Annotated in this window: 16 protein-coding genes and 2 pseudogenes; 12 read left to right on the top strand and 6 right to left on the bottom strand. The window is 32.6% G+C overall.

Annotated features, from left to right (window positions below):
- Positions 1-42 precede the first annotated feature (42 nt).
- On the bottom strand, positions 43-2,265 hold the full coding sequence (gene katG / locus ACTS9J_RS05910; RefSeq protein ID WP_448353030.1) for a catalase/peroxidase HPI: 2,223 nt from the start codon (positions 2,263-2,265) through the stop codon (positions 43-45).
- Positions 2,266-2,603: 338 nt separating this feature from the next.
- Here katG and ACTS9J_RS05905 point away from each other — a divergent pair, with 338 nt between their 5' ends.
- From ACTS9J_RS05905 to ACTS9J_RS05895, 3 genes are all read left to right on the top strand, one after another.
- Positions 2,604-2,924, top strand: a complete 321-nt coding sequence (locus tag ACTS9J_RS05905; RefSeq protein WP_416426484.1) for a DUF6660 family protein — start codon at positions 2,604-2,606, stop codon at positions 2,922-2,924.
- A gap of 125 nt (positions 2,925-3,049) precedes the next feature.
- Positions 3,050-7,411 (top strand): CusA/CzcA family heavy metal efflux RND transporter, encoded by a 4,362-nt coding sequence (locus ACTS9J_RS05900; protein ID WP_448353029.1) that lies wholly within the window; start codon positions 3,050-3,052, stop codon positions 7,409-7,411.
- 1 nt (position 7,412) lies between these two features.
- The gene (locus tag ACTS9J_RS05895) at positions 7,413-8,678 is read left to right on the top strand and encodes an efflux RND transporter periplasmic adaptor subunit (protein WP_448353028.1); all 1,266 of its coding nucleotides are present in this window, start codon (positions 7,413-7,415) and stop codon (positions 8,676-8,678) included.
- Positions 8,679-9,242: 564 nt separating this feature from the next.
- On the opposite strand, the pseudogene ACTS9J_RS05890 reads toward ACTS9J_RS05895, so the two are convergent.
- The 3 genes and pseudogenes from ACTS9J_RS05890 to ACTS9J_RS05880 all read right to left on the bottom strand — a co-directional run.
- Positions 9,243-9,747 (bottom strand): annotated as a pseudogene (locus tag ACTS9J_RS05890) (hypothetical protein); the annotation flags it as partial.
- 1,391 nt (positions 9,748-11,138) lie between these two features.
- Complete coding sequence (locus ACTS9J_RS05885) at positions 11,139-12,236, bottom strand: hypothetical protein (RefSeq protein WP_448353027.1); 1,098 nt, start codon at positions 12,234-12,236, stop codon at positions 11,139-11,141.
- A gap of 2 nt (positions 12,237-12,238) precedes the next feature.
- Positions 12,239-13,021 (bottom strand): RNA polymerase sigma factor, encoded by a 783-nt coding sequence (locus ACTS9J_RS05880; protein WP_448353026.1) that lies wholly within the window; start codon positions 13,019-13,021, stop codon positions 12,239-12,241.
- A gap of 1,519 nt (positions 13,022-14,540) precedes the next feature.
- Between ACTS9J_RS05880 and ACTS9J_RS05875 the strand changes: the two genes are divergently transcribed.
- From ACTS9J_RS05875 to ACTS9J_RS05835, 9 genes and pseudogenes are all read left to right on the top strand, one after another.
- Complete coding sequence (locus ACTS9J_RS05875; RefSeq protein WP_038330393.1) at positions 14,541-14,819, top strand: helix-turn-helix domain-containing protein; 279 nt, start codon at positions 14,541-14,543, stop codon at positions 14,817-14,819.
- A 72-nt stretch (positions 14,820-14,891) separates the two neighbouring features.
- A pseudogene (locus tag ACTS9J_RS05870) lies at positions 14,892-15,952 on the top strand (IS3 family transposase); the annotation flags it as partial.
- A gap of 138 nt (positions 15,953-16,090) precedes the next feature.
- Positions 16,091-16,462 (top strand): TetR/AcrR family transcriptional regulator C-terminal domain-containing protein, encoded by a 372-nt coding sequence (locus ACTS9J_RS05865; RefSeq protein ID WP_349680095.1) that lies wholly within the window; start codon positions 16,091-16,093, stop codon positions 16,460-16,462.
- An 18-nt stretch (positions 16,463-16,480) separates the two neighbouring features.
- On the top strand, positions 16,481-17,806 hold the full coding sequence (locus ACTS9J_RS05860) for a TolC family protein (protein ID WP_448353025.1): 1,326 nt from the start codon (positions 16,481-16,483) through the stop codon (positions 17,804-17,806).
- Positions 17,807-17,809: 3 nt separating this feature from the next.
- On the top strand, positions 17,810-18,901 hold the full coding sequence (locus ACTS9J_RS05855) for an efflux RND transporter periplasmic adaptor subunit (protein ID WP_448353024.1): 1,092 nt from the start codon (positions 17,810-17,812) through the stop codon (positions 18,899-18,901).
- Between the two features lie 4 nt (positions 18,902-18,905).
- Positions 18,906-20,129, top strand: a complete 1,224-nt coding sequence (locus ACTS9J_RS05850; RefSeq protein WP_448353023.1) for an ABC transporter permease — start codon at positions 18,906-18,908, stop codon at positions 20,127-20,129.
- Positions 20,130-20,132: 3 nt separating this feature from the next.
- A complete protein-coding gene (locus tag ACTS9J_RS05845; protein ID WP_092908227.1) occupies positions 20,133-20,825 on the top strand; it encodes an ABC transporter ATP-binding protein in 693 nt (230 codons plus the stop codon).
- Between the two features lie 5 nt (positions 20,826-20,830).
- Complete coding sequence (locus tag ACTS9J_RS05840; RefSeq protein WP_291064155.1) at positions 20,831-21,085, top strand: hypothetical protein; 255 nt, start codon at positions 20,831-20,833, stop codon at positions 21,083-21,085.
- Positions 21,037-22,005, top strand: a complete 969-nt coding sequence (locus tag ACTS9J_RS05835) for a tyrosine-type recombinase/integrase (protein ID WP_291089590.1) — start codon at positions 21,037-21,039, stop codon at positions 22,003-22,005. Before ACTS9J_RS05840 ends, ACTS9J_RS05835 begins: the two co-directional genes overlap by 49 nt.
- Before the next feature lie 37 nt (positions 22,006-22,042).
- Here the strand turns inward: ACTS9J_RS05835 and ACTS9J_RS05830 are convergent, their stop codons facing one another.
- Both ACTS9J_RS05830 and ACTS9J_RS05825 read right to left on the bottom strand, forming a co-directional pair.
- Complete coding sequence (locus tag ACTS9J_RS05830; RefSeq protein WP_448353022.1) at positions 22,043-23,269, bottom strand: hypothetical protein; 1,227 nt, start codon at positions 23,267-23,269, stop codon at positions 22,043-22,045.
- Positions 23,270-23,271: 2 nt separating this feature from the next.
- Positions 23,272-23,445, bottom strand: a complete 174-nt coding sequence (locus ACTS9J_RS05825) for a hypothetical protein (protein WP_448353021.1) — start codon at positions 23,443-23,445, stop codon at positions 23,272-23,274.
- Positions 23,446-23,584: the final 139 nt, after the last annotated feature.

Genomic DNA, 23,584 nt, shown 5'->3' with positions numbered 1-23,584 from the left:
GAGCGTCACAATGGACGCTCATTTTTTTATTTAATCATATATTTATTTCAAATCAAAACGATCTGCATTCATCACTTTGTTCCAAGCTGCCACAAAATCATTTAAAAATTTATCTTGTGCATCTGCTTGTGCATAAACTTCTGCTACGGCACGCAATTCAGAATTTGAACCAAATACTAAATCCGCACGAGTTCCTGTCCATTTTGGCGCTCCTGTTTTACGATCAGATCCCATGTAGATTTCTTTCGTTTCATCAGTCGCTTTCCAAACAGTACCCATATCCAATAAATTCACAAAGAAATCATTTGTCAATTGACCTGGACGATCGGTGAAAATACCATGTTTAGAACCATCATAATTCGCATTCATCGCACGCATTCCACCAACTAAAACTGTCAATTCTGGTGCAGTCAACGTTAATAATTGTGCTTTATCAATCACTAATTGCTCTGTCGAAACAGATCGTCTTGTATTTTTACGATAGTTTTTAACCCCATCTGCAATTGTTTCCAAGTACGCTACAGATTCAACTTCTGTTTCCTCTTGCGTTGCATCTCCACGACCTGCTGCAAATGGAACTGTAATTGTTTTCCCAGCATCTTTTGCTGCTTTTTCAATCGCTGCATTTCCTCCTAAAACAATTAGATCTGCTAACGAAACTTGTTTTGAAGAATTCGCTGAATTAAATTCTTGTTGAATGTTTTCTAAAGCTGTTAAGACTTTATTCAATTGAACTGGATTATTCCCTTCCCAATTTTTCATTGGTTCCAAACGAATACGCGCACCATTTGCTCCTCCACGTTTATCCGATCCACGGAAAGACGAAGCCGAAGCCCAAGCTGTAGAAACCAATTCTGAAACAGATAATCCTGAAGCTAAAATTTTAGCTTTCAAATCAGCGATATCAGCCTCGTCAATTAATTCATATGTAACTGCTGGAATTGGATCTTGCCAAGTAAAGACTTCTTTCGGCACATCTGCACCCAAATAACGAGAAAGTGGTCCCATATCACGATGTGTCAACTTGAACCACGCTTTACGGAAAGCATCTTCAAATTCTTCTGGATGTTCTAAGAAACGACGCCCAATTTTTTCATATGCTGGATCCGTACGTAATGCAATATCCGAAGTCAACATCGTTGGTCTTAATTTTTTTGAAGCATCATGCGCATGCGGAATAATTTCACCTACATCTTTTGCTACCCATTGATGAGCACCAGCTGGAGATTTTGTTAATTCCCATTCGAAACCAAATAAATAACTTAAGAATAAATTTGACCATTCTGTTGGTTTACTTGTCCACGTTACTTCAATACCTGATGTAATGGTATCACCTGCATTTCCTGTTCCGTACGAATTTTTCCAACCCAATCCTTGCATTTCCAAATCAGAAGCTTCAGGATCGGGTCCTACATGATCAGCCGAAGCCGCACCATGCGTTTTTCCGAAAGTGTGCCCCCCGGCAATCAACGCCAATGTTTCTTCATCATTCATCGCCATACGCGCAAACGTATCACGAATATCGCGTGCAGAAGCCAAAGGATCTGGATTACCATCTGGTCCTTCTGGATTCACGTAAATTAATCCCATTTGTACCGCAGCCAACGGATTTTCTAAATCGCGATCACCAGAATAACGGCTATTTGCACCACCACTCTCTTCTAACCATATTTTTTCAGAACCCCAATATACATCCATATTTGGTTCCCAAACATCAGCACGACCACCAGCAAAACCTAAAGTTTTGAATCCCATTGACTCTAATGCCACATTTCCTGTTAAGATAATTAAATCTGCCCACGAAATTTTATTACCATATTTTTGTTTGATAGGCCAAATTAAGCGACGAGCCTTATCCAACGATACGTTATCTGGCCATGAATTAAGAGGCGCAAAACGTTGTTGCCCTTCACCTGCTCCTCCACGTCCATCTTGTACACGATAAGTTCCAGCACTGTGCCAAGCCATACGAATAAAAAATGGTCCGTAATGACCGAAATCTGCTGGCCACCAATCTTGCGAATCCGTCATCAAAGCTTTTAAATCTGCTTTTACAGCTTCTAAATCTAATTTTTTAAATTCTTCTGCATAATTAAAATCTTCACCCATTGGATTTGATTTGTTCGAATGTTGACGAAGAATACTAACATTTAATTGATTAGGCCACCAATCTTTATTTTGAGTCCCTTCACCAGCAACAGGTGTTGTCGCTACTTTACCATTGTGAAATGGGCATTTTGAGATGTCTCCTCCTTGATTTTCCATTAATGATTATTTTATGTTTATTATTTTGTTTTGTAAATATCATAAATATAATAATTTGTCTTATTAATTAAAAATCAAATTGTTTTATCAATCAATCAATTTATTTTATATAGAATGTAAATTAAATAGTTATTAATTATATTATAAAAATTGATTCGTTTATTTTTAATGAATAAAGAGATTTCGAGAATCGACAATCTTTTAAGTTTATATTTGTATCAACACGAAACTACATTTCAAATAATTCTTTAGGACTTAGAAATTCTCAATCTTAATTTTCAATATATCTTAACATCATAAAATTATTACAGTCAAAAAATGTTTTTATATTTGTAACAATGAAATTTATGATTTTCATAATCGCTTTATATGTTAATGTTCTATCATTTATTCCTTGTCAGGATACAAATAGTAATGGAACACTAACTTCTGTGGTACATAGTGAAAATGAAACACCTAATCATAAAGATAAATGTAGTCCTTTGTGTGCGTGTAATTGTTGCCAAATAACAATTTCTTCGATAAAATTCACACGATTACTAAAAACACCAAAAGTATTTGAATCAAATACTTCAAAAAAAATACAATTCAAAAAAAATACAATTCAAAACCAATTGTATGCCGATATCTGGCAACCTCCTAAAATAAACATTGCTTAACGAGACGATTTCTATTTTTCGTCTACACATTGATTTCAATTAATTAAAAATTGAAGTCAACACTTTTCTGTGCTCATTTATTTTGATAATAAGTGGGTAATGTTAATCAATTAATCAAATTATCTGTGTTAGATAAAATCATAAAATTTAGTATCCAAAACAAGATTGTTATTGGAATTATGACTGGTTTATGGATTATCTGGGGCGTATGGAGTGCAACAAAATTGCCAATAGATGCGGTACCAGATATCACCAATAATCAAGTCCAAATTATTACGGTCAGCCCTACTCTAGCTGGTCAAGAAGTAGAACAATTGGTTACTTTTCCAATTGAACAAAGTATTGCAAATATTCCTGATATAGAAGAAACAAGAAGTATTTCTCGTTTTGGTTTATCTGTGATTACGGTAGTGTTTAAAGAAGATGTTGACATTTATTTTGCACGTCAATTAGTCAACGAAAAATTAAAAGAAGCACAAGAAGACATTCCGCAAGGTGTTGGCATTCCCGAATTATCACCTGTGAGTACTGGTCTTGGAGAAGTCTATCAATATATTTTACATCCTAAAAAAGGAAGTGAAAAAAAATACAATTCTAAACAATTGCGAGAAATGCAAGATTGGATTGTTCGCAGACAATTAAACGGAACACCAGGTGTTGCTGAGATCAATAGTTTTGGTGGAGAATTAAAAGAATACGAAGTTGCTTTAGATCCGAATAGGTTACGCGCAATGGGAATTAGTGTATCAGATATTTTTGATGCCTTAGAAAAAAATAATCAAAACACAGGAGGAGCTTACATCGATAAGAAGCCAAATGCTTACTTTATTCGAGGAATAGGAATGGTAACTTCTCTAGATGATGTAAAATTAATTCCTATAAAAAATGTGACGGGAACTGTTCCTATTTTTATAAAAGACGTAGCTGATGTAAGACTAGGACATGCCATACGATACGGAGCGATGACCTACAATGGTGAAGTAGATGCTGTTGGAGGTGTTGTAATGATGTTAAAAGGAGCCAATTCTAACGAAGTGGTTAACCTAATTAAAGATAAAATACCTACAATTCAAAAATCACTACCAGACGATATCGTCATCGAGCCTTTCCTAGATCGAACGAATTTAGTAAATCGTGCAATTAAAACAGTAGAAAAAAATCTGATCGAAGGTGCATTAATTGTCATTTTTGTATTGGTTATTTTTCTTGGTAATCTAAGAGCTGGTTTAATCGTTGCTTCAGCAATTCCTCTATCCTTATTATTTGCATTAGGAATGATGAATGTTTTTGGTGTAAGTGCGAATTTAATGAGTTTAGGAGCGATTGATTTTGGATTAATAGTCGATGGGGCAGTTATTATTGTAGAAGCAACTTTACATCATCTTGGACTTAGAAAATCAACGCATCGATTAACCCAAAAAGAAATGGATGAAGAGGTTTTTCTTTCAGCTTCAAAAATTAGAAATTCAGCCGCTTTCGGGGAAATTATCATACTTATCGTCTACATTCCTATTCTTACATTGGTTGGTGTAGAAGGAAAAATGTTTACACCAATGGCTAAAACAGTTGGTTTCGCTATCCTAGGTGCATTAATTCTTTCATTAACGTACATCCCAATGATGAGTGCTTTATTCTTATCAAAAAAGCCTACTCTCAAAGCTTCTTTTTCAGATAAAATGATGGTTAAAATCCATAAAGTTTATGAACCATTATTAGAAAAAGCAGTCCGAATTAAATATTGGTTAGTTGGTATTACAGTTGCAATTTTTGCAGTATCAATTATTCAATTCAGAAATATGGGTGGCGAATTTATTCCGCAATTACAAGAAGGTGATTTTGCTTTTCACTGTATTTTACCACAAGGAAGTTCCTTAACTCAAAGTTTAGAAACATCTATGCAAGCTTCTCGAATTTTAAAAGAATTTGATGAAGTAAAAATGGTCGTTGGTAAAACAGGTTCTGCCGAGGTTCCTACAGACCCTATGCCTCCTGAAGCAACAGATATGATTATCGTTCTAAAACCAAAAGACGAATGGAAACGTAACATTTCTTATGAAGAATTAGGTGATGAAATGATGGAAAAACTAGAGGTTATTCCTGGTGTTTTCTTTGAAAAAAATCAACCAATTCAAATGCGTTTTAATGAATTGATGACAGGAGTTCGACAAGATGTAGCTGTCAAAATTTTTGGCGAAAATTTAGATTCTCTCTCTTATTATGCAGATAAAACCTCAAAAGCAATTCAATCTGTTGAAGGTGTTACAGCACCCCAAGTAGAACGCGTAAGTGGTTTGCCTCAGATTAATGTCGAATATGACCGAATCCGAATGGCAAATTACGGATTAAATATTCAAGATGTAAATGATATGTTGAGTACAGCATTTGCTGGAAAAACAGCTGGACAAGTTTTCGAGAATGAACGACGCTTTGATTTAGTTGTTCGATTGGATAGTGTGCATCGAAAAAGCATTGATGATATTAATAATTTAATGATTCCTACAAGCTCTGGCAATCAAATTCCAATCTCTCAGGTGGCAAATGTGAGTTATAAATTAGGCGCTTCACAAATTAGTCGCGAAGAAGGAAAACGACGAATTGTAATTGGTTTCAACGTAAAAGATCGCGACGTACAATCGGTTGTAAAAGATATTCAGACAAAATTAGACAACGAAATCAAATTGCCTTCTGGCTATTATTTCACCTATGGAGGACAGTTCGAAAATTTACAAGCAGCTAGTCAACGTTTGATGATTGCAGTACCAATCTCCTTATTATTAATTTTTATGTTATTGTATTTCACATTTCATTCATTCAAACAAGCTGCATTAATTTTCACAGCAATTCCAATGAGTGCAATCGGAGGTATTTTTGCATTAATTTTTCGCGATATGCCATTTAGTATTAGTGCCGGTATCGGTTTTATTGCTTTGTTCGGAGTAGCTGTTTTAAACGGAATTGTTTTAATTGGAACATTCAACCAATTAGAAAAAGAAGGAGAGAAAAACATTCTGAAACGTATAATGCAAGGAACTAATATTCGATTACGTCCTGTATTAATGACTGCAACAGTAGCTTCGTTAGGTTTTTTACCGATGGCAATTTCCTCAGGTGCAGGTGCCGAGGTTCAAAAACCTTTGGCAACAGTTGTCATTGGAGGATTAATCACAGCTACTTTTTTAACCTTATTTGTATTACCAATGTTATATTTAATATTCAATTCAAAACTTCCGAAAATAAAATTGAACTCAAAAAATACACTTCCATTTCTTGTAATCGGCATCTTTTTAATGGGACAATCTATTCAAGCGCAAACTCGTTCAATTAATATTCAAGAAGCTCAACAAATTGCAATTGAAAATAATCCATTAATCAAAGCAAGTGAACGAAGTATTTCGTCGAGCGAAGCGTTAAAAGGAACCGCAAATGAATTACCAAAATTAAATGTGGAAGCGCAACTTGGGCAATATGCGAGTCCAAAATTCGATTATGGTTTATCTATTTCTCAAAATATTCCATTCCCAACGATTTTTAAACATCGAAAGGCTGTTTTAGAATCAGAAGTAAATAGCAAAAAGATACAAAAAGAAGTGACAACAAACGAATTGTTGAAACAAGTGAGAACCTATTTCTATCAGATCGAATATTTAGAATATAACCATGATCAACTCGAACAATTAAATAAACTTTATTTAGAATTTATTCGAATTGCTTCGGTTCGATTTAATGCGGGTGATATTAAGAAAATCGAAATTAATACGGCAGAAACACAGCAAGGAGAAATCAATTTATTGTTGAAGCAAAACAAAGTCTATTTGAATAATGCGTACAAAAATCTAAACGTCTTATTAAATACCGAAGAAATTTTTACAATCACCAAAGAGACAAATTATATTCCATTAAAATTGACTGGGATTTTAGACGGTTCTACAATTGAACATAATCCTACTCTCAAAGCTTTTTACCAACAGATAGAAATTACGGAACGAAACAAAGAAGTCGTAAAAGCCGAAGGTTTACCAGAATTTTCATTTGGTGTAAACAGTTTATCGATGATTGGGATGCACGAAAAAAATGGAGTTGAAAGATATTACAATGGCCTAGATCGTTTTACTTCTGTAAACCTTGGTGTAGCAATTCCATTAACGTTTGGTGCTACAAAAGCAAAAATAAAAGCATTGGAATATGATAAACAAGCCATTCAAGAAACAGCCAATTTTCAAAAACAACAGCTAAAGATTCAACTTGATAATTCGATTAATCAATATCAGCAAGATTGGGAACAATATGAATATTATGTAAATCAAGCCATTCCAAATGCAGAGAAAATTGTAAAAGCAGCTCAATTGGGTTACAAAACTGGTGAAATTTCGTATGTCGAATATCTTTTTGCATTGCAAACCGCAACAGATATTCAATTAAAATATCTTGAATCGATACAACAAGTCAATCAAACTGTTGTCAATATTAATTCTATCATCAATCAATAAAATGAAAAAAATAAAGATCATTATCTATAGCGTGTTAGCCATATTATTTCTAAGTAATTGTACCAAAGAAACAAAAACGGCACAACCTACAGAAGAAAAAGAAGCTGAACACGAAGAAGCGCCACAAACAATTGCTACGCTAACAGAAGAACAAATGAAGGCTGTTGGTGTAAAACTGGGAACAATTGAAGTAAAGGAGCTAACAGCTATGATTAAAGCAAATGGAATTTTAAACGTTCCGAATAGCAATATGGCTAGTGTTGCATCTATGTTTGGTGGAGTAATACAAACGTTGCCAATTCAGGAAGGTTCATATGTCAAAAAAGGACAAGTAATTGCGACAATTTCAAATCCAGAATTTATTCTAACACAAGAGCAATACTTAACTGTTTTGAGTCGAATTACCTATGCAGAGCAAGAATTTAGAAGACAAAAAGAATTGTTTGATAACGATGCTGGAGCAAAAAAGAATCTTCAGAATTCTTCTGCCGAATTGAAAACATTACGTTCTCAAAAAGCATCTTTGTCTCGTCAACTGCAAATGATGGGAATTAATCCTTCTAAAGTAACCAATGCAAATTTGAGAAATGGAATGGTAATTACAGCACCAATTAGTGGAACAGTAAGTAAAATTATTGCGCAAATAGGGAGTTATGTAGATGTCTCGTCTCCTGTCGCTGAAATCATTGATAACAGTTCTATTCACTTAGATTTGCAAGTTTTCGAGAAAGATTTACCTAAAATGAAAGTTGGTCAAGTCATTCAATTTGAATTAACAAATAATCCAGGAAACAGTTACGAAGCAGTCGTTTACAGTATTGGTTCTTCTTTCGAAAATGAAAGTAAAACCATTGCAGTACATAGCAAAGTACGAGGAAATAAAAGTGGATTGATAAATGGAATGAATATTACAGGAGCCATAAGCTTAAGTAATTCCTCTACACCTGCTGTTCCCAATGAAGCAATTGTAGAAGCGGATGGGAAATTTTATATTTTCGTAAAAACCGATAAAAAACAAGAGGAGCATAAAGAGGAAGCTGGACATGATGATCACGGACATCAAAACGAAAAAGAAACGGCTAATCATGCCACTACTCAACAAAAAACAATGAATTTTGAAAAAATTGAAGTTGTAAAAGGTACATCAAACATGGGTTATACAGCGATAACGACTGTTCAAGAGATGAATCCAACTGCTCAGATTGTTGTAAAAGGAGCCTTTTTCGTTAATGCTAAATTAAGTAATTCTGGCGATCACGGGCATTAAAAACAATTCAAATAAATTGAGTTGTTCCCCTAACTAACTTCCAATAAAAAGTCCGATAAACAATATGTTTATTGGACTTTTTTATAATTGTAATAAGCAACCTTTTTTATATTCAGTCTTTCTTATAGAATTTACCTTCTCTATTGTAGTAATGTGTATTATTTTTTCAATTATAATAGGTGATTTTTAGATAATTAAAATTCCTTGACTTCAATCGTTTTAATTCAACCTCTACTTTTTATAATTCTCATATCTAACGTCTAAAATCTAACTAACAAGTAATATAATCCTAATAAATTTGGAAAATATCAATTTTAACGTTTCGCATTCGAATGTTTTAAGGTGTAAAAACAACTATTCTAAATCACCTGAACTACAAAAATCTTTTACATACATTCTACTGCCACTATGTTGCCTTTATCCTGCCTTTATGTTGGGAGTATCTAGCAAGTATCTGTAGATGAAAAAAATTCGGCTCTTGCGTTATATATGTTGTTTATATTTAGTGAGTGTTTGTCATCAACCTCACCTTACAGGTGTACAATCACCCTCAAAAATTATGTTTTAAGCTATTATAAGCTCAATACCTGCTTTATCAGCTTTGTATTTTATTTTGGTCATCAGTTCATAATAACTCCAATTCCTCAATACAAATTCTTCTTCTTTGGCTAGCTCCATCTTTTCTTCTTGATCCAATAAAATAAGCGTTCCTGCTTTATTATTGATTCAAAAATCAACTAACTTTCTGCTGTAAACATGTAATCGATTATGTACATAATTCCGTTCTAATTCACTCATTTTTTCTAGCGCTTTTAATTTTCTCGTTCTTCCTTTGCCTGATTTCGCATAGGTTACTCCTGCTTGGGTTCGTTTACGGGAAGCTTGCATCGCTAACCTTCTGTATAGAAATTCTTCTTTGGTTCCTATAGTAAGCCTAGATTTTCCTATTTTTACAACCAACGGATATTCCAACAACAAGGAAGCTTCTGCAATAATTTCGGGTTGTAATTGATGGTTTTCTTTTTCAATTTACAACAGCTAACCAAAATATTTTTCCTTTTCTATATTTTCATTTTTTTGCTCATCCAAAAAAAAGAAACAAAAAAAGATGTCGACAGTAGTCTCTCAATGATTCAACTTAATAAATTATTTTCATAAAGTTGGCAACTCGCTTTGCTCAAACACTCCAACTTTTTTTATTCCAATAATTTAGAGTTGAATTGCATTTCGATACTAAATCGTCGGATTTTTCTAATCCTTTTTTCTAATTCAGATTCGTTATCACTTTTATCAACGGATTTTAGAGTCGACTTACGATTTGCAGACGAGCTTCAATCCATTGAAACAAGCGTAAAAAAGATTAGTGAGTGTATACGAATCATTTAATCTTTTTAGTACGTGAAATGGTAATTGAACGTCGAAAATCGCAGTCTTGATTTTTGATTACTTTTTGATCAAGCAAAAAAGTAATAAATAAAGAACTACTAATTATTCTCTTATTCACGTAATTATGTTCAGAACCTCAACTCGTTGTTAATTTGAGGTATCGAGAAATCTATTACTTTCATTTTTTTATTCATAGCTTATCTATTTTAATTATAGGTATTCAGATGCCCTTCGGGTAAGCTCATCCAAAAAACATTTGAGATTAAAAATTTGAGATTAAGAGGAGGAGCCATGGTATGGCTCAGGTATTCCTTTTCTTTTATGTCACTTTTTTATTCATAGCTTATCTATTTTAATTATAGGTATTCATATGCCCTTCGGGGAATCGTCAAAAAAACTAACGAAAAAAGACTTGGCCGTAAACCTCTCTACTAAAAATGTTCTCATTTCACTAAAGATTTTACAAACCCTACGGGCTAAAACATTTTTAACGCTCCATTCAAACATTTTCTTAACGTGAGAGTTTTAATGCCGGTTTTTCATCCTTTCTCAATATTCTAATTCCTTTTTAATAACATTTGAAATTAAAAATTCTTTAATGTCACTTTTTAATTGACTAAAAAGTAACCAAAAAGTCAAGGCCGTAAACCTCTCTACTAAAAATGTTCTCATTCCACTAAAGATTTTACAAACCCTACGGGCTAAAAACTTTTTAACGCTGCACTCAAACATTTTCTTAACCTGAGAGTTTTAATGCCGGTTTCTCATCCTTTTTCAATATTCAAATTCGTTGTCATTCAGAACTTTCAAAGAATCTCATATCTCATATCTAATTGTTCATAAAAACATTTTACATCGTAAATCCCATATCAAAAACCTTTTACAAATATTCTACTGCCACCCTACTGCCACTATGTTGCCTTTATCCTGCCTTTATCCTGCCTTTAACTTGGGACCATCTAACGTGTTTCAATAAAACCTAAAAATCCCCCTTTGTATATGTTTTTCACATTTGATGAGCGTTAACAATCACCCCACCCTACGGGTGTACAAATCACCCTCCAAAATTATGGTTTAAGCTGTTATAAGCTCAATACCTGCTTTATCAGCTTTGTATTTTATTTTATGTATGAGCTCATAATAGCTCCAGTTTCTTAAGACAAATCTTTCTTCTTTGGCAATTTGTATTTTTTCTTCTTGATCTACAATAACTATCGTTCCTGCTTTTTTTTCCACACAAAAATCAATTAACATTCTACTGTAGACATGTAGCCGATGATGAATATATTTACTCTCTGTATTTTTTAATTTTTTTGCTATTTTTAATTTTCTTGCTTTTCCTTTCCCTCCTTTGCAAAAAGGCACTCCTTCTAGTATTCTTTTACGAGAAGCTTGTATGGCTAATCTTCTATATAGAAATTCTTCTTTGCTACCAATGGTAAGCTGAGATCTACCTATTTTTACAACCAACGGATATTCTAATGACAAAGAAACTTCTGCAATAATATCGGGTTGTAATTGATTTTTTTCTTTTTCAATTTCTACCGTGAATACCCAAAATATTTTATTTTTTTCTAATTTAATATGTGATCTACAAATTCTAATTTCTTTACTTACTATTTGCTCCAATAGCTTATAATTATCAATATAGTCTCTTCCAAGATACGTTTTAAATGGAATTTTATAAAGTTTAAAATAAATGTATTTTTTATCTGTATCATACGAGAATTTACTTATCCTCGCTATGTTAAAAGGAATTGCTATATCTCGTTTAAAAATTTTTAATGAAAGTTCCCCTTTCCAATACTTGACACAATCCTTCTTGAAGGACAGGTATAACGTATTGATCAAACTAGACAATATATACATCGGAATTTCGTCCTTAAAACGTTTTGAGAGCACACGATAAATTGTAGTCGACCGTGACCATTTGAGTATACCAGCATCATCTTTGTTTTCGTCTGCTAATTTATATTTGATTCCTTCAGAGAAATAAAAAAAATCTTTCACCATTTCTTGCACATACAAATGAGAAACAATCATATTAGCCGCTATAAAACATCTATTTTGCCATTTATAAAGCGTACTCACAACTTCTTTTCGTTCTTCTTGAGTCGGTAAATCAGCAATTAACTGTATTTTACGTGTTAAAAAAACGGTAGAATTTTCCATATTTAGTTATTTAGGGGTTTAAACTTGTTTTGTTGAGTCAATTTATAAGCGACGACAAATTCATTGTGCACTTCTTTCTGAGAAAGTTCTAATGTCTTGGCAATGGTTGTAAACGATTGTTTCATTTCGAATCGAAGCTTTAAAATCAACGATTGTTTTTCGGTCATTTGATTTGGTGCCTTTTCCTCAGAAATTATTTCTTTTTTAGACACGAATACATCATGACTATTTATAAGGTTCTTAACATCCTCTATTGCACTTTTAATCTCCTTGCTCGTTTCTGAAACTCTTTTTCCCATTGCATTGGCAATTGCTTTGTATCTAAATCCATATTTCAAGCAGAGTTCAATCAAATGTTTTCTTTCAGCGCTTAATAAGGGTAATATTTTTCTAATTTCTTCATAATGTTGGTCATGTATTACTTTATCCATTATGTTTTCTGCAACCTCTAAAGGATCGTATACAGTCAAATAATTCTCGTAATTCTCGTAACTATCCAATGAATGCACTGACCTAAAAAATTTATTTTTAGAACTTCTATAATGCGAATAACAGCTGTGTTTCAAAACAAGTCGCGTGAAAAAAAAGATATGTTCAGGTTTTTCAATTTTCTCACGATATTCCCATAATTTCAGAAACGCATCTTGTACCAAACATTCTACAACAAATTCATCCGTAATTATTTGTTTACCAATCCAAAAAAGTAGTCTTTTATGTCGTGAATAAATTTGCTCTAAGGCTTTGGGATCGCCTTTTTTCAATAATTCATATTCTTTTTCTAGCATAATAAAGGTGGTTTTAATTATGTTTTACGTGATGCATTACGTTATACGTTTTACGCTTAACGTTTTACGTGTTTTTTCTTATTAATACTCAAATTCACTTTTAACAACATTTGAAATTAAAAATTCTTTAATGTCACTTTTTTATTCATTCCTTATCTATTTTAATTATTTGCATTCATATGCCCTTCGGGGAACAGACTAAAAAGTAACCAAAAAGTCAAGGCCGTAAACCTCTCTACTAAAAATGTTCTCATTTCACTAAAGATTTTACAAACCCTACGGGCTAAAACCTTTTTAACGCTCCATTCAAACATTTTCTTAACGTGAGAGTTTTAATGCCAGTTTCTTCATCCTTTTTCTATACTCAAATTCGTTATCACTTTTAACAACGGATTTTAGAGTCGACATACGATTTGCAGACGAGTTTCAATCCATCGAAACAAGCGTAAAAAAGATTAGTGAGTGTATGCGAATCATTTAATCTTTTTAGTGCGTGAAATGGTAATTGAACGTCGAAAATCGCAGTCTTGACTTTTTTGGTTCGTTTTTGTGTCAAGACAAAAATGAATAAATAATCATTTTCTTATTATCGTAAATTATTTTCAGAACCTCATTCTTAATCTCAATTACACACTCCCCTTACCCCTCTCAAGAGGGGAATTACAGAGGTGATTTATTTTTTTATTGTCTAAGTCTTCGATACAACGTTTTGCAAACGTCACTCTGACTGACGAATCTAGTACCCTGAGCGAAACCGAAGGGTAATTCAGCTTGACAATTGGATTTTTAATACTTAATACTTTTTACATACTACATTCTACAATCCCTCCATATTAATATCTAACATCTAATCTGTAATTTTTACTTAATACATACTACATTTTACAATTAAACATCGATACACGAACACCGAACAAACCATACGGAACGGATATACAATGGATACAGAATGGATACAGCGCGGATACACAACCGATACAGAAAAGTGTCATTTTGGATATACACCGATACAGGAATTTAACACTTTTTAACACATTGTTTTTCTAATATTCTCTCATTTCGAGAAATCTTTTGTCACTTTTCAATTCTATTAGAATCGAATAACCATCTGTGCATTTCATTTATAGAAATACATATTTATAGAGAGTGTATTTTACTTGATTTGTAGAGGAATACAACCAAGAGTATTGTATGAAGTTCAGCGCTATTTGTTTTGGAAGAAACGACCAAGAAAAAGGCATGGAACTTACAAATCCGAATAGAGGTACTGCCATACCAGGAACGAATAAGTAAGCCCACGCCCTAAGACGTGAGCAAAGATACTTATTTTCCCGTTCCTATTGAAAATTGGCAGTTTTCTATTCAGGAAAAAATAAGACTAAGCTTATATATTTATTTTAATAAAATTCTCTGTATTAATTTTATACATTCAAAAGTACAAATTAAAATTTAATAGTACAATATATTGTACCATTATTTTATTCAAATAGTTACAATTTTATTTTTAACTAAGAATAAAATGACAGAAAAAGAGAAATTAGGTATTTATTTAACCTCTTTGAGAAAGGATATAAAAAGTTCAGATTATATTGATAGAAGTATATCACAACAAGAATTAGCTGATAAAACTAAAGGACTTTCCAAAAATACTTTATTATCGATTGAAAACGGAAGTGCTAATCCAACTCTAGATTCACTAATTATTTTAGCTAATGCATTAAATCAAGATAAATTAAATATTTTCAATATATCAATAGATGTTAAGAAATATATTAAAGAGAATAACCTTGATTTTTAGTTTTTAAAAATATGTAATCTTCCCTAAAAACCGGAACGTTTAAAAATATAGTTTATTAACTTAGGGATAATTATGAAACAAAGCAATTTTACAGAAGTTCAGATCGTCAAGATCTTATCAGAACAAAATCAAGGCAAAACAGTCAATGAAATTTGTCGTGAACATGGAATAAGCCAACCCACTTTTTATAAATGGAAGAGTAAATATGGCGGAATGGAAGCCCATCAATTAGCTCAATTAAAGGAACTAGAGAAGCAATTGTCCCGATATAAAAAAATTGTAGCAGAGCTTACTTTAGAAAACGTAGTTTTAAAAGATGTTATCGAAAAAAAGCTATAACGCCTTGTGAAAAACGAGAATTGGTGTTGTATTCAAAAGCAAAACATCAACTAAGTTCTCGCAGGGCTTGTCGTCTATTTAGCTTAAGAACATCCGTTTTTTATTATCAAAAAGTACGTAAAGATGAGGATGATAAAATACGTTTTCAATTGATAGCACTATCTAACGAGCATCAAACTTGGGGCTTTTGGATGATGCATTATCGTTTACGAAATTTAGGCTTTACTTGGAACCATAAACGAGTTTATCGAATTTATACTTCGATGAAACTTAACCTACGTAATAAACGTAAAAAAAGACTTCCTGCAAGGATTAAAGAGCCGCTTTTACGTCCGATTTATCCAAATGTAACGTGGAGTATGGATTTTATGCATGATAGTTTAGAAAACGGAAAAAGCGTGAGAAGTTTGAATATTATAGACGATTTTAATCGAGAAATTTTGAGTATTTGTATCGACACAAGCTTACCTTCAGCTAAAGTAATTTCTGAACTAGAAAAACTAATCGAATGGCGAGGGAAACCTGAGAAAATTAGAGTAGATAATGGTCCAGAATTTATTGCTGAAAAACTAAAACTATTTTGTCAAAAAAAAGCCATTGAATTATATTATATTCAACCTGGGAAACCTACGCAAAATTCGTTGATTGAAAGATTTAATAGAACTTTTAGAACAGATTTTTTAAATGCTTATTTATTTGAAAATATCAAAGAAATGAAAAATTATACAGAAATTTGGATGTGGATGTATAACAATGAAAGACCACATAGTTCTTTGCAATATCTTTCTCCTAGAAACTTTTTATTGAAATATGGTAAGGTCAAAAATCCTAATGATTTTCCTACATTTCAAATTAATCAAAATAATAATACAATAATATTAAATAAAAACTCAACTTTAAAGTGTTCTTAACAAGGGGAAGATTACAATACTATTATCAATACAAAACAATTGCCAGAAGAAAAGTTTAAATCACTTTTTAAAAGTCAGTTTTCGTATTTCAAACAAAATCCGTGCTTCATCAATATTGTTTTGTCAGACGGGTTGATTGATAATTCTGATGAAGTAAAAAATGCCATACAACAATTATTACAAACCAATTTCATCCGTTTCAATTCCCTGATAAAGGGAGGACAAGAGACAGGTGTTTTTAGAACAGTAATAGCTTCAGAAGAACTCGTACATATCGTTATGGGAACATTTCGCTTACAAATGCTGAAGTGGAAATTGGCTTCTTTTGAATTTGACATTGAGGTTCAGGGACAAAAAACAATGAATAGCATTTTAGCTTTAATAAAGGTCTAATTTATAATATTTTTTTGAATGAAAAAGTTAGTGAATATTCACAAACATAAATTACTAATAGTCATCCTTTTCTTGCCTTTTATGGTATGGTCGCAGGAGAAGAAAGAATTTCACACGCTGGACGAAGTACTTGCCTTTGCAAAGGAGAAAAAAGTCAGTTTCAGAAATGACATCATCCAGCAAAATTTAGCAGAGCTGACCAGAAAAACCGCAGTTGGAAATGCCTTTAATCCGAGAATTCCGGTATCGGCTCAGGTTATTGATAATATGAATTTGCAAACCAATTATATTCCTGCTGAAGTTTTCGGCGGTTTGCCAGGTTCTTTTCGCGAAATCACAATGGGTTTACAATATGTCAGCACATTCAGCATACAACCGCAGTTCGATATTATTAACCTTGGAAATATAAGCCGTATAAAACTTGCCAAAAACAATCAGGAACTGGTAGCCAATCAGCAAAAAATAAACGAATGGACTATTTATGACCAGTTGAACGGCATTTACTTTAATATCTTATCGTTTCAGGGACAGCAACAGATGGTAGAGCAGAATATTGTCATTGCAAAACAAATTTTAACCATCGTAAACAACAGATTTGAAGAAGGACTTGTACGCAAACAAGATGTAAACGAAGCCGAAGTGAACCTTATTCGATTACAGGATCAGCTTTCGCAATTGCAATTTAATATCCAAATCCAACAGCAAAATCTTGCTTTGTTTTTTGAGAATGAAGTCAATCCCATTTTAAACCAAAACATTCGAGATTTTGATCATAAACAAATATTGACAGAAGCAAACAACAATTTATGGGTAAACCATTATCAGCTGAGAGAAAAAGTGGCAGAACAGGAATGGAAAGCGGCACAAAAACAACAGTTACCCGTTTTGGGATTTGTATCTTCCTTTAATTGGCAAAACTTGAGTAATGAGTCCTTTTTTCATCCTAATTCCAATTGGATTAGATATAATTATGTTGGTCTTCGTTTGAGTTGGGATTTACCTACTACCGTTTCAAAATATTCGGCGGTAAAAGAGAAAAAAATGCAATGGCAAATGGCCGAAAATGATCGAATTCACTTTTTGCGTGAAAACGAAACCCGCAATAGCAATTTGTTGGTGGAGTACGAAAAAGCATCTTCACAGCTCGAAAACTTTAAGAAAATTCAAACCTTGAAAGAAGATACTTATCAGAAATACTTCGATCAGTATCAGGAAAATATTCTGCCCTTAGACAAATTACTTACTGCACAAACGGATATGCTGCTGAGCCAGCTAAATGTTATTACAGCTTTGGCAGGCATTGGATTTAGTGAAAATAAAATTATCATCAATAATAAGTTTTAAACTATGAAAATAAAGTTGTTCGTTACCATTGTACTGTTCGCTACACTACAATCCTGTGGTTCAAAAGAAGAAGCGCAGCCGGTGGTAAAAGATATAAAAGAATTAGTTTTTGCATCGGGAATGCTCGATTGGGATGATGCCTATCATCTCACGGCACAAACAGATGGCATACTTACAGAAGCCAATTTTGGGGTGGGAGACAAAATGAATATAGGAAAGGTCATTGCGGTTATCGACAATCCGTCTAACCGTATCAATACGCATTCGGCAGAGGAACAATTAACCATTGCCAACGAAAACCTAACGGAAAATTCGCCTGCCATTCAGCAACTGGAACAAAACATTCGCTATGCAGAAAGCAAATACGAGCAAGACAAACAACAAGCTGAACGTTATGAACGCCTGTTCCAAAAGCAAAGTGTAGCCAAGGTAGAATTTGAAAATATGCAATTGGCAGCAAAAAATTCAGTGGCACAGCTGAATGCCTTAAAAAAGCAAAAAACAGAACTGTTGCAACGTGCCAAAATACAGCAAATTTCTAACAAAAATCAGCTACAAAACAGCAAAGTGATAGAACGATACAATCAACTGATAATACCTCAAAATGGTACGATTGTCAACAAGCTTAAATCAACAGGTGATTATGTCAGAAAAGGAGATATTGTTGCGACAATTGCTGATGACAGCAAACCGGAAGTGGTATTGAATGTAGATGAAAAAAGCATCGGAAAAATAAAATTGGGACAATTGGTTTATATTCAGTTTAACACAGATAAAAGCAACGTGTACGAAGGCAAAATCAGTGAAATAGTGGCTGCATTTGATGAAAAAACACAATCATTTGTTGTAAAAGTGTTGCTGAATGAAGCACCTTCAAGTAGTATTTACGGCACACAGTTGGAAGCCAATATTTTGACAAGCGAAAAGAAGAATGCTTTATTAATTCCGAGAAGTTATTTGGGCTTTGGAAATAAGGTAAAACTAAAAGGAAAAGACGAACCCATTGTTGTAAAAACAGGTATCATTTCTACCGAATATGTAGAAATATTGGAAGGAATCAGCAAAGATGATATTCTGGAACATATAAAACCTTAGACTGATGAATATTAATACAGACATAGCCAGAACCTATCTGTTTTCGGGCAAAAAAATGACTGCTGTAGCCGTTCTTGGTGTGTTGCTCGGAATGTCGATCTATATTTTCATGAACAGTTTACTGGTTGGTTTTGATAAAGCATCTGACGAAAATATTTTCAAAAATACGCCACATATTCGGTTGTACAATGATGATGTCATCAGCAAAAATCTGGTAAGTGATACTGCTGCCGAGTACCTGATTTCCAATCCGAAAGTAGTACCCAAAGTCAATACCATCATTAATCCGAACGGTATTGCAGAAATGGTACAACAACAGAAGGAAGTAACTGTGGTAACAGCCCAGGTAAACACAAGCGTGTTTTATAATAACGGAAAAACTCAGGTGAGTGGATTAAGCATCGGGATAAAGCCAGATGAAGCAGATATGATGTACAGCATTACTTCATCAATGGTTGAAGGCAAATTTGAAACCCTGAAATCCGACCCGAACGGCATCGTAATCGGTATAGGAATAGCAGAAAAAATGAACTTGGCACTTGGTGATAATATCAATCTTACATCACAAAAAGGTGTAACTAAGAACCTGCGTGTAGCAGGTATTTTTCGATCATTTAATTCAACTGCCGACGACACCAAATCGTACGTTAATCTATACACTGCCCAGCAATTGCTCAAAGAAAACAATGTGTATGTAACAGACATCAGTGTCAATGTAAAAGATCCGCACCAGGCGGCAGCCGTTGCCGAAAAGTTATCTCAATTAACCGGATATAAATCCGAAGATTGGAAAGAGACTAACGAATCGTTGATGGCACTCAGCAAAATGCGGTTCATTATGATCAATTTTGTCTCTACAGCCATTATGCTCATTGCCGGTTTTGGCATTTACAATATCCTGAACATGACCGTTTCACAAAAAATAAATGACATTGCCATCTTAAAAGCTATTGGTTTTAAAGGGAAAGATGTGATACGGATTTTTGTAACGCAGGCATTATCTATTGGCTTGATTGGTGTAGTTGGCGGAATGTTGATGGCATTGCTAATGATTACCTTGTTGAAAAAGGTATATATCGGTGGTGACATAGGATACTTTCCTGTAGATTATGAACTGCAGAAATTCATTCAGGGAGTTGTTATGGGCTTAGTTATTACATTTTTTGCCGGATACATTCCTGCCCGTAAAGCAGCAAAAGTGGATCCGGTCAGCATTTTTAGAAAGTAAATCATGGATAAAAATATCGTTTTAAAAACAGAAAATATCGACAAGTATTTTTATGACCCAGTAGAATTTCAGGTGTTGAAAAATATTGGTTTTGAAGTAGAGAGAGGTGAATTTCTAACACTTATCGGGAAGTCAGGGAGTGGTAAATCTACTTTGCTCTATATCCTTTCCACTATGGACAGAGATTATAATGGAAATTTAGTGATAGATAATGAATTAATTACAGGAAAATCGGTTGATGAACTGGCAACAATCCGAAACGAAAAAATAGGGTTTGTATTCCAGTTTCATTACCTGTTGTCAGAATTTACCTGCCTGAAAAACGTGATGATTCCCGCACTGAAACTTGGTAAGTTTTCTCCAAAAGAAATAGAAGAACGTGCTTATGAAAAGTTGAAAATGCTGGGTATGGAAGATCAAGCTTTCAAACCTGCGAATAAGCTTTCGGGCGGACAGCAACAACGTGTTGCCATTGCTAGAGCGTTAATTAATGATCCTTTGATTATTATGGGTGATGAGCCAACAGGTAATTTGGATAGTAAGAATACAGACATTGTTTTTGATATTTTCAAAGACCTGACCCGCAGTTTTGGACAGACCATTATTGCTGTCACCCACGATGATGAATTTGCTCAAAAAAGTGACCGAACCATAGAAATGAAAGACGGAAACATCATTGGCGGACATAAAAATTAAGTACAATGAATAATAACATATCTATACCTCAAAACATTGAAAATCAAACTTCGTATAAAAGAAAAGTTTCTTTATCAGAACTATTTCGTTCACTGGTATTAGCTGCGAGGTCAGCAATAGTATTTATCAAAAATAAAAAGCAGAAAACCATTGATGAGCAATTTTTAGAAAGATTGCAACTGGCAGTAACTGAGGTCAACTCTTGTGCCGTATGTTCTTACGCCCATACGCAGATGGCATTAGTCAAAACTCTAACTTGACTAACAACTTTGTAGAATTCTTAGAATTGAGAATTAAACAACTTTATGACGCAAAACAAATTAGTTACAGTGATTCGCATAATGATACGCTGAAATCTTTAAAGAAATTTAAAAGTAATATTGATAAATACTCTTTTAATAATATTAATTATAACTTCTTATTAAATTATGAAACATTCTTAAGAAAAACAGGATGTAAAGATGGCGGTATTGGAGTTTACATGAGAAATATACGCGCAACTTTTAATATTGCAATAAAATCAAAAATTGCAAAACAGGAATTATATCCTTTTAAGGATTACAAAATATCTGCTCTTAAATCTCAAAAAATAAAAAAAGCACTAACAAAAGAGCAATTACAAAATTTAATAGATTTTGATATTAAAAAGATTCCTTCAGCGACAAATGCACGATATTTATATTTATTTAGTTTTTATGCAAGAGGGATGAATTTTACTGATTTAGCAGAATTAAGATGGGATGAAATAGAACATAGTAAATTTTCTTACAAAAGAAATAAAACAGGCATAAATATTCGTGTAAAAATTCCAGAAAATGATATTACAAACGAAATATTGAAATTCTACAAAGAATATCGTCCCTTTCCTACTAACTACATTTTCCCAATACTAAAGAAAGATATTCTTGATTATAATGAAGAAACGTTAATTAAGCGAAAACATAGTGTTAGAAGCTATTATAATAAACAATTAAAGTTAATATTTGAAGAACTAAAAATTGACTCAAAAATAAATTTCTATACCGCTCGCCATACTTTTGCTACACTATCTTTAAGAAATGGTGTTCAAGTTTCTAAAATTAAACAAGCTCTTGGTCACCAGTCAATTAAAACAACAGAATCTTATTTAGAAGATTTTAAAGATCATGAAATTGATGAAGCTTTTGAGAATTTGATATAAATAAAATAAAAACCCACCAAATAGGTGGGTTCATATTCTATTTTATTATTAATACTTCTGAAATAATTTCTCTAACCTTATATTTCAAGTCATAATCAATATCTAATTGATCTGCTTTACCACAGATATTAATTAATTTACTTAAATTATCAACAATTAGATTAGTTTTAGGTAAAAATAAATCTTTAATCTCATTACAACTTCTTAAGGTTGGACTATTAGAAATTTTTTGAATAATAGCACTAAAAAGACCTTTTGGATCTTTTGTATTCAAGAATTCTAAATACTCTTTTTCAAACTCATCAATAGAAGTAAATTCATTAAATAAAGTACTGAATTTTTTATCTAGTGTTTCAATACCTGTTTGGTGTGATACTCTTATTACAACAGTTTTAGCATTTTGCTTTTTAAAATTCAATGGAAAATTAATATTACTATCATCTTTAGAGTACAAAGTTATTTTTTGAGTAAAAACAAAAGATTCCTTTCCTAAATCGTTATTTGTCATCTCTATAGAAGATTTTAAAAATCCGATTTCGCCCAATTTTTTCATTACACCTTGCGAAATTACCATTGAAATTTTAGATTCATTAAGATCCAATGACTCTATTTTAAAGTTATTACCCTTGTTGTTATTTTCATATTCATTCAATAGTAAAATAGTATAAACGAAAGTAAATGCTGTGCCATACTCTTTAAATTTAGAAGAATTCACTGCTCTTAAAAACCATAAACTACTTTTAGATTTTAATAATTTAAATTTTCTTTCTTTAAATAATTTTGATTTTGTAAGCCAAATTGCATTGATTTCTTGCAATTCTTTATTCATTCCATTTTTTCTGAGATAATTGATATGGTTAGCCAATTTTATAACATCATAAAATTGATCCTTCGAATTATATATAGCTTTTGCATTAATTGGAGCTTCTTTATGATCATTGAATTGAAAATAAAAATCTTTAGCTTTACCATTTAAATTTTCATTCTCATCTTCAAGAATAAATATTTTTAAATTTTCTCCATTACATAAATGATTGATGAATTCATATCTAGATAATACATTATTAACAGCGTCAAATGCAATATCCACATTTCCTATATTAATATTAAAGTCTAGACCATCAGGATTAAACCTATTAATGATATTTTGTAAATATTCATCATCAGGATCACTAAATAACTTCGTTAATTGCTGAAAACTAACTGAATTATTCGATTTCTTATCTATAAATGAAATCGATTTTGTATTAAAATTATGCTCCATACTTATTTTTCCTTTCTTACTCCTTTGAATGGTGTACCATCCTGTTTAACATCCATAAATTTTCCTGTATTTGTATCTCTTTTAACCCATTGTTCTGTTTTAGGGTTAAAAACTTGTGAGCGTTGTTTAACTGCTCCGTGGCGTCGATTATCACCCGATGTTCTATTTGTAGCCATTTGCTAAAAATTTTAATTCGTAAATATTTTTAAATAAAATATCCCACTTGAGGCAGATCAGGAATGGATTTGTAGAAACCGAAAAGAAATATTAGAATTATAGAAATTATCTATTAAGTTTTTAATAATAGAGGTTTTA

It is taken from the genome of Empedobacter sp. ULE_I140 (assembly GCF_053482575.1).
Note: the sequence above shows the minus strand (reverse complement) of the source record. Positions and strands in the feature narration are given on the sequence as shown.

Bases quoted from the DNA above. Each gene is read 5' to 3' on its own strand.
- katG (WP_448353030.1), bottom strand. From the start codon at position 2,265: ATGGAAAATCAAGGAGGAGACATCTCAAAATGCCCATTTCACAATGGT.
- ACTS9J_RS05905 (WP_416426484.1), top strand. From the start codon at position 2,604: ATGAAATTTATGATTTTCATAATCGCTTTATATGTTAATGTTCTATCA.
- ACTS9J_RS05895 (WP_448353028.1), top strand. From the start codon at position 7,413: ATGAAAAAAATAAAGATCATTATCTATAGCGTGTTAGCCATATTATTT.
- ACTS9J_RS05885 (WP_448353027.1), bottom strand. From the start codon at position 12,236: ATGGAAAATTCTACCGTTTTTTTAACACGTAAAATACAGTTAATTGCT.
- ACTS9J_RS05880 (WP_448353026.1), bottom strand. From the start codon at position 13,021: ATGCTAGAAAAAGAATATGAATTATTGAAAAAAGGCGATCCCAAAGCC.
- ACTS9J_RS05875 (WP_038330393.1), top strand. From the start codon at position 14,541: ATGACAGAAAAAGAGAAATTAGGTATTTATTTAACCTCTTTGAGAAAG.
- ACTS9J_RS05860 (WP_448353025.1), top strand. From the start codon at position 16,481: ATGAAAAAGTTAGTGAATATTCACAAACATAAATTACTAATAGTCATC.
- ACTS9J_RS05855 (WP_448353024.1), top strand. From the start codon at position 17,810: ATGAAAATAAAGTTGTTCGTTACCATTGTACTGTTCGCTACACTACAA.
- ACTS9J_RS05850 (WP_448353023.1), top strand. From the start codon at position 18,906: ATGAATATTAATACAGACATAGCCAGAACCTATCTGTTTTCGGGCAAA.
- ACTS9J_RS05845 (WP_092908227.1), top strand. From the start codon at position 20,133: ATGGATAAAAATATCGTTTTAAAAACAGAAAATATCGACAAGTATTTT.
- ACTS9J_RS05840 (WP_291064155.1), top strand. From the start codon at position 20,831: ATGAATAATAACATATCTATACCTCAAAACATTGAAAATCAAACTTCG.
- ACTS9J_RS05835 (WP_291089590.1), top strand. From the start codon at position 21,037: ATGTTCTTACGCCCATACGCAGATGGCATTAGTCAAAACTCTAACTTG.
- ACTS9J_RS05830 (WP_448353022.1), bottom strand. From the start codon at position 23,269: ATGGAGCATAATTTTAATACAAAATCGATTTCATTTATAGATAAGAAA.
- ACTS9J_RS05825 (WP_448353021.1), bottom strand. From the start codon at position 23,445: ATGGCTACAAATAGAACATCGGGTGATAATCGACGCCACGGAGCAGTT.